11 protein-coding genes are annotated in these 12,771 nt (G+C 40.3%); 1 reads left to right on the forward strand and 10 read right to left on the reverse strand.

All coding sequences use genetic code 11. The features are described 5' to 3' along the window. Positions 1 to 8: 8 nt before the first annotated feature. The 7 genes from LY28_RS07765 to LY28_RS07795 form a co-directional block, all read right to left on the reverse strand. Positions 9 to 1,133, reverse strand: a complete 1,125-nt coding sequence (locus LY28_RS07765) for a BtrH N-terminal domain-containing protein (protein WP_110461609.1) — start codon at positions 1,131 to 1,133, stop codon at positions 9 to 11. A 44-nt stretch (positions 1,134 to 1,177) separates the two neighbouring features. Continuing rightward, positions 1,178 to 1,423 carry an acyl carrier protein gene (locus LY28_RS07770; protein WP_110461610.1) on the reverse strand — a complete coding sequence of 82 codons (246 nt, stop codon included), beginning with the start codon at positions 1,421 to 1,423 and terminating at the stop codon, positions 1,178 to 1,180. Between the two features lie 476 nt (positions 1,424 to 1,899). Beyond that, complete coding sequence (locus tag LY28_RS07775) at positions 1,900 to 2,925, reverse strand: LacI family DNA-binding transcriptional regulator (RefSeq protein WP_110461611.1); 1,026 nt, start codon at positions 2,923 to 2,925, stop codon at positions 1,900 to 1,902. 122 nt (positions 2,926 to 3,047) lie between these two features. Continuing rightward, a complete protein-coding gene (locus LY28_RS07780) occupies positions 3,048 to 4,640 on the reverse strand; it encodes an ABC1 kinase family protein (protein ID WP_110461612.1) in 1,593 nt (530 codons plus the stop codon). After that, on the reverse strand, positions 4,615 to 5,016 hold the full coding sequence (locus LY28_RS07785) for a phasin family protein (RefSeq protein ID WP_340162535.1): 402 nt from the start codon (positions 5,014 to 5,016) through the stop codon (positions 4,615 to 4,617). The genes LY28_RS07780 and LY28_RS07785 overlap by 26 nt, the downstream gene beginning before the upstream one ends. A 232-nt stretch (positions 5,017 to 5,248) precedes the next feature. Beyond that, positions 5,249 to 5,806 carry a GNAT family N-acetyltransferase gene (locus tag LY28_RS07790; protein WP_110461613.1) on the reverse strand — a complete coding sequence of 186 codons (558 nt, stop codon included), beginning with the start codon at positions 5,804 to 5,806 and terminating at the stop codon, positions 5,249 to 5,251. 69 nt (positions 5,807 to 5,875) lie between these two features. Then, on the reverse strand, positions 5,876 to 7,327 hold the full coding sequence (locus LY28_RS07795) for a copper amine oxidase N-terminal domain-containing protein (protein ID WP_110461614.1): 1,452 nt from the start codon (positions 7,325 to 7,327) through the stop codon (positions 5,876 to 5,878). Positions 7,328 to 7,542: 215 nt separating this feature from the next. Here LY28_RS07795 and LY28_RS07800 point away from each other — a divergent pair, with 215 nt between their 5' ends. Beyond that, a complete protein-coding gene (locus LY28_RS07800; protein ID WP_207658065.1) occupies positions 7,543 to 7,965 on the forward strand; it encodes a DUF6173 family protein in 423 nt (140 codons plus the stop codon). Positions 7,966 to 8,213: 248 nt separating this feature from the next. On the opposite strand, the gene LY28_RS07805 is transcribed toward LY28_RS07800, so the two are convergent. The 3 genes from LY28_RS07805 to LY28_RS07815 form a co-directional block, all read right to left on the reverse strand. Continuing rightward, positions 8,214 to 10,547 (reverse strand): M13 family metallopeptidase, encoded by a 2,334-nt coding sequence (locus LY28_RS07805; RefSeq protein WP_165835521.1) that lies wholly within the window; start codon positions 10,545 to 10,547, stop codon positions 8,214 to 8,216. A gap of 250 nt (positions 10,548 to 10,797) precedes the next feature. After that, a complete protein-coding gene (locus LY28_RS07810) occupies positions 10,798 to 11,079 on the reverse strand; it encodes a hypothetical protein (RefSeq protein ID WP_242981185.1) in 282 nt (93 codons plus the stop codon). Between the two features lie 356 nt (positions 11,080 to 11,435). Next, positions 11,436 to 12,731, reverse strand: a complete 1,296-nt coding sequence (locus tag LY28_RS07815; RefSeq protein ID WP_110461616.1) for a metallophosphoesterase — start codon at positions 12,729 to 12,731, stop codon at positions 11,436 to 11,438. Positions 12,732 to 12,771: the final 40 nt, after the last annotated feature.

Here is a 12,771-nt window from a genome sequence, read left to right on the forward strand (position 1 = left end):
GCTTATTTTTAAAGCGCATTTCCCAAATCAGAAATTACCTTCTGCTCATTTACGATAACCTCTTTCAGTTGATTTATAATATCCTCTAAAAGCGTCAATTTTTTGGTTATTCCCAGTTTCAAGGATAAATTTGCACAGATGTCCCAATGTCTTGATGATTCCTCAAGCAGGTCAGATATGTCTGATTGAATATTCTGCGGTAGTATTCCGTCTATTTCATTTATGAAGGTTTTAAATCTTTTTCTGCTCCTGGCAATATTTTTAAAGGTCTCATTATAATAAGTCTTAAACATATACTGGTTTTTCTCACAAAGGGGTACTGCCTTTTTGGCCTCCAAATCATCAACCAAGGTATTAATAGCATCAAATCCGCATTGATATCCCAGAACCTCTTTCTTACTGCTCATTCTTATGCAGCTCTCCTTCAAGGTAGCAGCAATCCTGTCATTTTGAAGCTTGAAGCCTTTATGGTTTTCTACCTCACACCATACATTCTGAACAGGACGTGAATACTCACCCATCATCGCATTGTTCAAAGGGTTATCAGAGGCTCTTGCCATCCTCACCTCATTAATCGGCAATCTCCCGTCAAAATCACTGTTGGAGAGTCTGTATTTGTCAAACAGCTCATACCAGCCCTCCTCTTCGTTATACCCTGTTATAACAACATAGTGAAGGCCATGCTCTTTTTGATAAGCTCTGTGGTATTGCATGTAAAACAAGTCTACAGCCGCTACAACCGGAATATCACTGTCAATTAACTCCTTTACTCTGTTATATGCACAATCAGAGTCACTTTCAATATACATCTTTACCATAATTTGATCTCTTGAATAATCAGCTTTATTTTCGGTACCATCTCTTTTATAAACCTCAGGCACCGGAAAATACGCTTGTTCGAATGATGTATTCAGCTCTGTTTCCGAAAACTCAACTGATGTGTTGTACTTATACAGATAATTTACTCCCATGTACCCTGTTTCCTTATCATATAAAAACGACAGGTAATCTGCCAGAATTATATTCGGATTCAATCCTAAATACATCAATTGAGCTGATAATGCATTATGAAAGCAATCGCTTACATATGGTTCAAAAAATCTGGGTACATTTTTAATCTCTTTTATTGCCATCGTTTACAACACTCCTAATAGATATTAATGTTGCTGCTGTTTACTTACAGCTTCTTAAATACGTAGTCGCAAATAGCATTTCCGGTGGAAAAATACTCATAGGTAAGAAGGTTGCTGTCTATACTGATGTCAAATTCACACTCAATTTCTATAAGCAATTCTACTAATGCGATGGAATCAATACCATAATTATCTCTCAAGTCACAGTCCAGCTTAATATTATCACCATTAAACTGACTGCGGCCTTTTAAAAGCTCAGAGATTTTTTGTTCAATTTCCTCTTTTTTCATAATAAATAACTCTCCTTTTATATTATATAATTAGTGCTGATTATCTCTCATGCTTACACCGGGGAAAATCCAACCGTTAATGAAGTATTTATGTAATGTAATGGTTAACCTTCAAAAAAATACAAGTAAACAAAGATTTCTCAATTTCGTAATAAATCTGTTATGTATACTTATGCGCCTTTTTCATGTATTATATATGTATTAATCGCGAATCTTCCAAAGAAGTAATTTTTATGCTGAACTTTGTATAATATTTTACTAATATACCAACTATTATTCTAAAATTAGTATATCTCATTGCGTCTAAAACTGTCAAACATCAAAATCTAACCTTTTTCGACCTATATAGATTAAATTTTACATTTTCCAGTATTGATATAGTTAATTATAATTATAAAAATACAATAAAAAAAATCACTCATTATATATTAAGTGATTTTTTGTTATAAATTAAGTTTAAATAATTTTACACTGCTTTATGACAGTTTTTTATTTTTTACCGATTGCCTCTCAATCAGCTTTGCAGATAAAAGAATTTTTTCCGTTATTTCCTTTCTATTCTCTATTCTTTCAATTAGCATACTTACCGCCCTTTTTCCCATCAGTTCCTTTTCTACCTTCATGGTAGTTAATTCCGGTGTGATACTTCTTGCTGCTTCTATATCATCATAGCCTATTATTGATATCTCATCAGGTATAGAAATATTCATACTTTTCAAGGCTTTCAATAATACAACAGCCTGAGCGTCATTGCAGCAGAAATAAGCAGTAGGCAATCCTTCCTTTGATTTAATTTCACTGATTATATATTCCGCATCTTCACTTGTTAAATTATCCAAAACCCTGTCAGTTACCGAATATCCTTCAACCATTTCTATATTATGCTGGTTCAAGGCCTTTAAATACCCCTGATATCTGTCATAAAAGCTAACAGATAAGGAGGTGTCTCCTATAAAGCCTATCTTCGTGTGACCGCACTTAATCAGATATTCTGTCGCGAGATATCCTCCGCACTGATTATCTGTCAATATACAATCCATTTCCAGGTTATCAAAATAATTATCTACCAGTACTACAGGTAAATTGTATGAAAGGATAGCATTTATCGTTTTAAGAGAATTTCTTCCAAGTGTTATTATTCCTGTAATCATTCCTTCTCTGATACAATTTGGAATTTCAAAAATATCATCCTTCTCATCGTAATAATGAATTATTGTATTCATATTATTCTTTCTGGCCTCGTCTTCTATGCCCAATTGAATATAGCTGAAAAATCCAATGGAATCACGTGTGCTTTTTGCTATGACAAGGCATAGATTTCTTGTATTTAAGGATTTTACACCATTTGTCTTATACTTATATCCGATACTTAATGCAGTTTCTTCTATTTTTTTTCGGGTGGCCTCACTAATCCCGGCCATTCCCCTCAAGGCTAAAGAAACTGTATTTTTCGATATCCCAAGTTTTTTAGCTATAGTATCCATGGTGACTTTCTTTGGCATATATCCTCCATTTTTTAAATATCTCAAATTATTTTCCATATATTATATAAAAATTATAACATAAGTATATTTTTATTGACAGTAATTTGTAATATTACAAGTTAAATATCAGATTTTCACACCTATGGTTTCCTTTTTCTTATATCAAATATAAGCCAGCCACCAAGAATAATAGCCACTGCATAGCCAAGCACTCCAATCAGCGGCAGACCAAGCAGCTTTAGTTCCATATCAGTTGTGCATATCAAGCTGGAGCCGATTAGCAGTCCGGCATTTATAATGCAAATAACCAGCTTATTTACCATTTTATCTATAGCAGTAAGAGGCTCTTCTGATCCTGTAAGCTCCAGATTTACCTTGGTCTGCCCTTTGATTGTCATTTTTAGAATATCAGAAAGCTGCGCCGGAATTTCCAATGTTTTTCGCGCCGAACCGTACAAGGTCTTTCCGGTATTCAGGAGCTCCTTGGACAAATCAATATCCTTCATAACTTCCGATGACATACGGTTTGCCATCACTTGAACAATATTTATATCAGGTGAGAGCTTTGACAATACTCCTTCAATTGTAATTATTCCACGGCTCAGCATACTCATGCCCTTGGGCATTGATATACCGTGAGTGTTTGCAAGCACAATAAACTCCTCAATAATGCTGCCTAAATTCATATCACCGATATTCATGCTTCCGTATTTGGACAGCATATCGCTGATATCCGAATAAAGCCTTACATGGTTTATTCTACCCTTGTGATTGCCCAATGTTATCAATATATTTTTTATTTCTTCCGTATTATTTTCTGCAATTGCACCGACTGCATTTTTAAAAAGCAGCTTGTCCCTGTTTGACAGCCGTCCCATCATGCCCAAATCAATCCACACTATTTCTCCTTCTCTTATCCTGATGTTGCCCGGGTGTGGATCCGCATGGAAAAAAGCATCGTCAATAATTTGTTTTATGTAATTTTCGGCCAGCTTCAGACCAATTTCATTCAAATCATATCCCATTGAAATAAGGCTATCGGTTTCATCTATCTGAATACCGTCAATATACTCCATTACAAGTACTTTTGAAGTTGTATACTTATGTTCTATTTTAGGACATGTGGAATAAACAATATCTCTGTTATAATCATAGAATTCTTCTGCATGACGGGCTTCAATAAGAAAATCCATTTCCTGACTTGTAACTGTCCACATTTCATCGAGAATCATTCCAAAATCCACTACATTTCCGGTATTAACGGCAATTTTGAGAATTTTGGAAGCTTTTCTGAGAAGTGAAATGTCTCTGGCCATAATATCCTTGATACCTGGGCGCTGTACCTTGACGACAACCCTATCACCATTTTTCAGGATGGCAAAGTGTGCCTGAGCAATAGAAGCAGACCCTAAAGGAGTACTTTCAAAGCTCTCAAAAATCTCCTCCAGCTCTGTTCCATACTCTTCCTCTATTACCTTTTTTACTTCCGCAAAGTCCATTGGCCTGACATCTGCCCGAAGCTTTTCAAGCTCTTTGCAGTACTCGGCAGGAAGTATTTCGTTACGCATTGACATAACTTGTCCAAGCTTAATAAAAGTCGGTCCTAATTCTTCAATAATCTTCCTGAGTTTTTCGGGCGTAATGCCCTTAACCACCTCATTTTTTACCAAAACCAATATTATTTGACCGAGCCTTTTTTTACTGCTATCAGTACTGCTTTCCTGTCTCTCCATCAGCGTTTGTCCTCTCTAATTCAGCAAGCTTAGCCTTAACCGCGGCTAAATCCTCCTTACTCAGTTTCTCAAGCTGCCGGGCAATAGACAAAACCTTTGTATGAGGTATACTTGCAGCTGACGGGTCTTCATTTGACTGATTTGTATCTTGTACTTCTTTGTCCTGCTTATCCGGTTGATTTATTATACTGGATTTAATGTTTCTCTTCAGCTCTTCATTTAAAACTTTGCCCTGCTCAACTGTAATCTCACCTTTTCTGACAAGCTCATCCAACACTTGTTTTGATTTCTCAGTTGTTGCGGCAACAGCACCTATTCCGGCTAATACTATTTTCTTTAAGTCATCGCTGATATTATTTATCATATTAACTATCATTCCTTTCGTGTGCTCAAGGTACAAATTTAACACTCATTGCTTGCTTGGGAAGAAAACGATGAATGCACGAATCTTAAACTTCGCATTTTTCAAGCTAAGCTCCACCTTACGTCAATTTGTTATAATATTAAGTTACCCATTTAATCAAAAAAATAATCCATTTCTTACGGTCAATTAAAATATCACTAAAGGTTTTTTAAGCCATAACTTGTTTTAAATACCATACATGCTTTTACTGTTTGTCACATTTCCAGTCTTCAATAAGTATGCCATAGTGCTTTTCATCATCCCATGACCCGTTTTTGAATCTGACCTTACGCAGCTCTCCTTCTTTTATCATACCAACTTTCTTCATAACACTTTCTGATTTTAAATTTTTTGAATTACACCTTGCTGACATTTTATGAAGGCCAAGCCTTGTAAAGCCTGTTTTAACCAATGTCTCGGACAATTCTGTGGCATAGCCCTTCCCCCAGTGCTCCGGAAGTAAAAAGTATCCTATTTCCCCGCAGCCTCCATTAGGATTCCGGCAATTTATAACTATATCGGCAAACCCTGCAAACCTTTCATTCTCACGGACGAAAACAGCAAATGCATATGAACTGTTACTATTCAGCTCATTGCCATGATTAAGAAAATCATTAAAAAACAAAGCCATATCATCATCTTTGTCAATCTTATCTATCCATGCATATTTCATAACCTTCTCATCAGAAAATACAGAACGGAACAACTCAAAGTCCTGCTCGGTAAAATATCTGTAGTTCAGACGCTCACTGTAAAATTCCAAGTTAACCTCCTCCACGCCGGAATTCCGGCACAAAAATTATCAGGATTTATGAGGAATTTTAATTGTCACCTAGTGCAGTATAATTCTGAATACCGTATTTATTTCATTTGTATCTGTACACATGAAGGAATTAGAATTGAAGTTGAATATAAAATTCAAATCAAATGCACCTTTATTGTATCCATATATATACATTACTATATCCTTTTTCCCCTCACTGATACTTTTCTCGACCAGCTTCCGAAATTCCATATAGTTATTTACCACCAGATTGTTATATACAAAATAATTATATTTTGTACCTGTTGCAACTGGCCACTTGTCGGTATCCCAGCTGTGATCCTCCTCCAATTGCCCGGAGGTCACATTAAAATAGCCATAACTTATATACCCTTCCTCATCAGGCGTGGGATCATCCCATGTCACATCAACCATATAGTATTCGTCATCAAGCTTCACAATATTCCAGCCATGCGCCTCTTCTCTGGATTTGCCTATAACAACCTCGCACTCTACTCCTACCCTGTTCAGCAGCAGCTTCATTGCCTCTGCATAAGCCTGGCATACTCCCGTACCTTTAATCAAAAGACCGTAGGGTGTATATGATTCGTCGGGGAGTGTATCGCTTTTATAATTTTCATAGTCATATTTATAATTTGCAACCAAATAATCGTGTATAGCCAATTCCTTTTCATAATCAGTCATTTCATCTGCTATAACTTCAGAAACAATTTCCTCCATTTTGTCCTTGACCTCTATATCCTCAGAGGATAATCTATCTGATGCAAGCGTACTAGTCATAGACTGCTGAATTTTGTGTACCTGAGAGTAGGTAATATTCAAGGTCATATCCGCTACATCCAGAATTTCCGACCAATTTATACTTATATACCTTGCTCCGAATATGCCAAGGTCACTGTCAAGCAAAGCATCCAAATCGTAATCCGAAGACTTATAGTTATTGCACTTTATATTCATAGAAGGCTGAAGTGTAAGGGCCGCCGCACTTATTACCTCTATAAGCTCTGTCTGATTATTTACAACTGTTCCGTCCTCAATGTCCTTTCCTTCTTCCAGCTGTGACGTCAGAGTCCTGCTCACATAGACAGTCTTTGTTCCGCCGTCCCACTCCACATCAGCTCCAAAAGCCTCAGCGATATATTTTGCAGGTACAAAGGTTCTTCCATCTTTAATTACAGCGGTAGTATCCATTTGTTTAATCTTACCGTCTATCTCATAGCTGCTTTTCCCTATATACAAAACCAGCTCGGTATCTCCGAATGTAAATACTGCTTTTTTTGTTCTTCCGTTCCATGTAACCGAAGCCCCCAAGGCTTCACCGATATACTTTGCAGGTGTCTGAGTACGCCCGTTTACATCTACAAATGGCTGTGCATCAGGAAAATCCAGCTTTTCCTCATTAACCACCACAGATATCTGCGGCTGTGCGGCAAACACTGCTGCTGATAAAACATTTGTAAAGCTTAGCGCAATAATCAAGGCAATTATAAATTTTTTCATATGTATATCCCCTTAAAATTACATTTGTCAGCCTCTGTTCCTATAACACAGGCTATTAAGTATACTATATATCATACCACATGTTGAAATTAAAAGCATTTTTTATATTACACATTATATTTAAAATTAAATTAAACATTCCCAAATTTTCAAAAAATTCATATGATATTCATGAGGGTATATTATCCTTCAATAAAGAACGGAGGTAACCTTAAGTGAAATTTCTCAATCCCTTGAATAAAGCAATGATAAAAATTAACAAGCAAGCAGATGTGGTTGATGCAGAAGCCATTAAATCCAATTTTGAAAAAAGTCTGACTGCCCTTCTTGCGCAGCAGAACTTTGCCAGTGAATTCTGCAAGAAGCTATACGCTGAAATAAATGAATTCGATTCAAATCTGGATACTGAAAATGAGGTGGCTGCCAGACTTGTCAGCTTTGGTGAAACAGTACAGTTCGGTATAGAAAGTATCGGTTTTTCTGACCCGAGCCTTATTATCTTCAGCGGACATACGGAAGACGGTACTCATATACAATTAGTTCAGCATGTAAGCCAAATAAGCGTACTTCTCCTTGCCGCCAAAAGACCTGAGCCTGAAAAGCCAAAATTCCCCATTGGCTTCCGGCAGGTGACATGAAATGCAAAATCAATGCGGATGCTTTATAAATCCATGTCCTTCAAAAACCCCTCAAAGTAAAAGGGTTTATACGGTTGTAACCTCAAAACATATTTTAGGAAAAAGGATTTTTGATTATCTTTAGACATATAATCGAGCAAAAAAGCGTAAAGTAACCCCTTTGGGATTTACCTTCACGCTTTTTATTGCTGTCTTTTTGAGACAATCCATTGCATGCATTTAGATCGATTAAATTCGGACGATTCTTATCACCAAATCTGCACCCTGACCGGGGTGTACATGCCATCTTTTTCAGTAATACCGTATGTCTGATAAAATTCCTCAAAATTTTGCACAACCTGATTGGTCCGCGCCTTGTTCGGGCTATGTACGTCCATCTGGCTCAGCAGTTCAAGATATTGCCGTGTGCAAGTCATTTCCCAAATTTTTGCGTTGTTTTTAAAGAAAGCGTCATAATCGGGATCACTAAGCTTTTTCATGGATTCAAGCGCGCAAGCCATGCCGCCGAGGTCAGCAATGTTCTCACTGAGAGTAAGTGCCCCATTAAGGTAAATACCCGGAGCGGATTCGTATCCGTTATAGTGCTGTGTTACTTCGGCGCAAAGAGCCTCGAACTTCTGATAATCCGATGCAGTCCACCAGTTGACCGCATTGCCGTTTTCATCAAATTTAGCCCCGTTGTTGTCAAAAGCGTGTGTAATCTCATGCGCAATCACTGTTCCGATACCGCCCAAATTGGCCTCTTTGGATGCGTTAATGTCATAGAACGGCGCTTGCAGAATGCCTGCCGGGAACACAATCTCATTTGCAGTGGGGTTATAATAGGCGTTTACCTCATAAGCCGACATCATCCATTTTGTATTGTCAACAGGCCGCCCTTGCAAGGCGATGTTTTCAAGGCGGGATTGTTTCGCAATCGCAGTCATGTTTGAAAAGTAACTGCCGCTCTTGATTTCGACCTTGTCCATAGGGGACTCCCATGAATCCGGATACCCGATTTTAACGGTCATCGTATCCAGCTTTTTGATGGCCATCTGTTTTGTCACAGCGCTCATCCAGTCCAGCTTGCTGACCCGACTTTTATATATGGAAATGAAATCCGTGACCATATTTTCCACGTCTTGTTTTGCTCTAGCCGAGAAATACTTATCAATAAAAGCCTTGCCCAGATAGTCGCTCATGATGTTTTGTGTCTCAAGCGAGGCAATCTCTGCGTCCGACTGTGTTCCTTCCACACCGTAAAAAGCGGCGCGGAACGCGTCACTGGCATCCAAGAAGTCCTGCCCAAGCGAGTCGCCGTACCCGAAGAGCAAGCTGAGTTTCACAATTGTTTTAAGCAGGGAAAGATTTTCTGCGGTGTAGTATTTCGCAAAGGCCTCCGTCAGCTCCACGTCCAGTATGATGACCTTGTCGGGAAGCTGATAGCCTGAATCGGTGATGGCCTGCCTGACATCCATTGCCGGAAAGATTGCCTGTAGCTGATCAACCGTGTAGGCATTATTGATTTTATCCACATTTCCGTAGTCCTGTGTATCAAGCTGGCTTTGTGACAGCACCTTTTCCATTTCATAAAAGGCATTTGCCTGTTCTTGAGCATTTTCATCCCCAGATAAATCGAGGAGCGTTTTAAGATGGTTCTTATAGGCCGTTGTCTGCGGCGAATCCCCGGCTGCGTAAAGCTCCTTGGGAATCTCAGGTGAAATGCCGCTGAAATATATCGTGTACTTATTGCTGTCCTTCATGTCTACATCAACGGAGAAGCTAAAAAGACCGTTAAGACTCAGGTCGTCTAAAAGAGTTTTCTGCACAGCATACAGCTTATCCATGCTGTCCACCGCATCAATCTCGTCCAGATAGGATTTGATAGGTGCAATGCCCTGTTTGTTGCGGGCGTCCATATCGAGCACAGAATGGTAGAAATCTGAAATTTTCTGTTCTTTTGTTCCCTTGCTGTATGTACCTGAAATAATCTCGTTGATGATCCCCGTCAGGCGCTCATTATTCAGATTATCGATTTCCACAAACCCGCCGGCAGAGGTTTCGCCCGGCTTTATGACGCTTTGGTCAAGCCATGCTTTGTTGACGGTATTATAGAAATCATCCTTCAAATTACTTCCCTTGAGCGCCCAGATGCGGTTTATGACTGTTTGCACCTGTTCGGCCGTAACATTGTCCTTTTCATATAGTGTGCTGTCGATCGAGCCGATAACGACTCCGGCACTGACAAGATTATTAACATCTGCCTGAGCCCAAACGGGAACCTCTGTAAAACTGACGGACTGCGGGTTTAAGCGCAGGTCATTGCCCACAGGCGCAGGAAGCTCTCCGAAGGCGTGGCTTATCATAACAAAGGCTTCGGCACGGGTTACAAGCTGATCTTCTTTGAGCTCACCGTCGCCATAGCCTTTAATTATATCCCCGCGGGTCAGGTCTTCCGTATAATCATCCGCCGCAACAAGCAACATATCGCACACGGTTCCTCTGGTAACATAAACCGGCTCGCTCGCCAGAGCAGCGGTAGGTATTATTGTCAGCAGCAGCAATAATACCAGAGCAGTTGACAGTAGCTTTTTCTTTATCATAATAAACTCCATTCTACCGCTGTGGCCGCGATGCATAGTTGATAATGCCTCCGTCCCAGCCACTTGAGACGGCAAAACGCTTCCATTGCCATTGCTGTTTCTGTCTTATATGTTCTGTCACATTATTTTAGAAGAATCTCTTTTTATAATCCGCGTCGGATTCCTCTCGGTATTGACATCAAAATACCCCTATATATACAGCTCACGAGGATAAGCACAGACACGCACATTGTTTTGCTGTATGTATTTTTTAGCTTTCAGTTTTTTTCGGCCAGTAGCATACGCCCACATCCAGTGAGCGGGGTTTGTTCAGATGAAAATCTGCACACCGGCAGTACCAGCATTGCCGCATTCCCTCCGGTGCACCGGTCCTCGGTTCAAAAGCCGGACAAACCTGTTTTGGCCACACGTTGCCCTCCGTATTAGGGGCAGAAAGCGGCGCATCCTCACGTCTACGATTTTCTATTTCGTCACGCTCCTTCAGGGGAAACCTCAGTGATACTTTTCCGGTTGCCTCAGATTTCCCATTCATTTCAAAGCGGCATATACCCAGTTTAATTGCCGATATTCTTCAGTGCATCAATTAATGGGGAGCAACCGGTCTGTTGCAGCGCCTGACAAATCCGTGATAGGACTGTCAAACTCTCAATAATCCCCGGTTGCGTGGTTGTTACCGTCGCACCATAAATTCAGCCTGCCGCCATCCTGCTCCCCTGTATTCAGGCAGCAAAGGCCCGTTCAAGACAGAATACCTTTAATCCTTCATTCAGTTTTGCCCGTACCGCATCGTTGCCTAAGCCGCCTGCCTATACATAACGTGCCTGCATGGTAGCATTCCCGCAGTTTTTAAAGGACACGGGCGAAAGAGCTTTTGAAAGCGGTGGCTTCCTATTTCCCCTTGCCGACATTTGCGGTAATATCGGTCACCAAGCCGTCCTTCTCATACTGATATAGTCCAGCCGTGGTTTTCTCGCCGGTGGTGATGACGGCAAATGTACGCTCAGCCTCCGAGCGGGTGTTATCGTCAATCCACGTGCCTTCATTGACGTAGTATTTTCCGTTGTCCAGAGCTTTATATTCGGGTATATGTGTATGACCAAATACAACTACATCCACGTTTTCATCAGGATTATCCAAATACTGTATGTTTGCCTGTTTGAAGAAATACTCTCCATCCAAGGTTCCGGCAACCGCCTCAAGAAAGCTGTTCGGAACCTTGACCTGATTGACTTTCTGACGTTCCGCCCATGTACGCTGAATGTTTTGAAACAGCACCGGTGCGGATATGCTTCCGTCCTCCTGACGGGCAGGATAAAAATCCAGATAAGTATAGGAATCATCAAAACCATCCATATGCATATCGAATACTTTTTCCTCAAGACCTTCGTTGATCGTCAGCCGTTCGGATACACTTTTAAGGATCTGGTAATACATATATGCACCGTATTGGTCTAAATCAGCTTTATCGGGTACATCGGTGATTACCGGCAAAGTTCTTTCAACCTTCGGGCGGCCTTCGGTCACCCATGTTGCTCCGTAGCGGGCGTAAAAATAACCTGCCGGCAGCATAGTATCATTATTACCAAGAAGCTCTGCGTTGGTTACCGTATCTGGCGCGGAGAATACATCGTAACGGTGGCCATGCTCAATTACAATTTCATTGCGGTCACCCGTGTAATAAGTTCCCAGCCCTTTGGCATCCCGAATCTGTACAATTTTGGGGATTGCCTCCTGCAAAACTTCATCCTCCTGCGTCATATCGTGATTGCCAGGTAAGTAGACCAGCTTGATTCCGCTGTCAGCTACCTTGTTCAACTCATCAATGACTCCCTGATTGTTGGCAATGACCTCCTTGTAAAATTGTTGCACATCGGTGTAGCTGGGATAATCCACCGGCAGAAACCATTCATCCAGAAAATCACCGTCGATTACCAGCTCCCGCACATCTCTGGTGCTTTGAAGCCGCTTCAAGAAATCAATTAATATTGGACGGTTTGCAACATTTTCGGCATATTTGTCGTCAACTCCGATGTGAATATCGCTTATGACGACAATCTTGTTTCTGGTGCCACCAGCCTCCCACAAGGCAGATGCACTGCTTTTTTGTGCACAGCCGCCTGTGAACAGTGCTAAAGGAAGCACCATGCAGGACGCCAGCAGGAAGGAGAGTACTCTTTTTCTCATGTTCATTTCCTCCATTAACTCCATTATATTTTGTAAGCTT

It is taken from the genome of Ruminiclostridium sufflavum DSM 19573 (assembly GCF_003208175.1).
Classification (GTDB): domain Bacteria; phylum Bacillota; class Clostridia; order Acetivibrionales; family DSM-1351; genus Ruminiclostridium; species Ruminiclostridium sufflavum.

Coding starts and splice junctions, on each gene's coding strand:
- LY28_RS07780 (WP_110461612.1), bottom strand. CDS start 4,640: ATGGAGAGACAGGAAAGCAGTACTGATAGCAGTAAAAAAAGGCTCGGT.
- LY28_RS07795 (WP_110461614.1), bottom strand. CDS start 7,327: ATGAAAAAATTTATAATTGCCTTGATTATTGCGCTAAGCTTTACAAAT.
- LY28_RS07785 (WP_340162535.1), bottom strand. CDS start 5,016: ATGATAGTTAATATGATAAATAATATCAGCGATGACTTAAAGAAAATA.
- LY28_RS07810 (WP_242981185.1), bottom strand. CDS start 11,079: ATGAATGGGAAATCTGAGGCAACCGGAAAAGTATCACTGAGGTTTCCC.
- LY28_RS07775 (WP_110461611.1), bottom strand. CDS start 2,925: ATGCCAAAGAAAGTCACCATGGATACTATAGCTAAAAAACTTGGGATA.
- LY28_RS07815 (WP_110461616.1), bottom strand. CDS start 12,731: ATGAGAAAAAGAGTACTCTCCTTCCTGCTGGCGTCCTGCATGGTGCTT.
- LY28_RS07770 (WP_110461610.1), bottom strand. CDS start 1,423: ATGAAAAAAGAGGAAATTGAACAAAAAATCTCTGAGCTTTTAAAAGGC.
- LY28_RS07765 (WP_110461609.1), bottom strand. CDS start 1,133: ATGGCAATAAAAGAGATTAAAAATGTACCCAGATTTTTTGAACCATAT.
- LY28_RS07805 (WP_165835521.1), bottom strand. CDS start 10,547: ATGATAAAGAAAAAGCTACTGTCAACTGCTCTGGTATTATTGCTGCTG.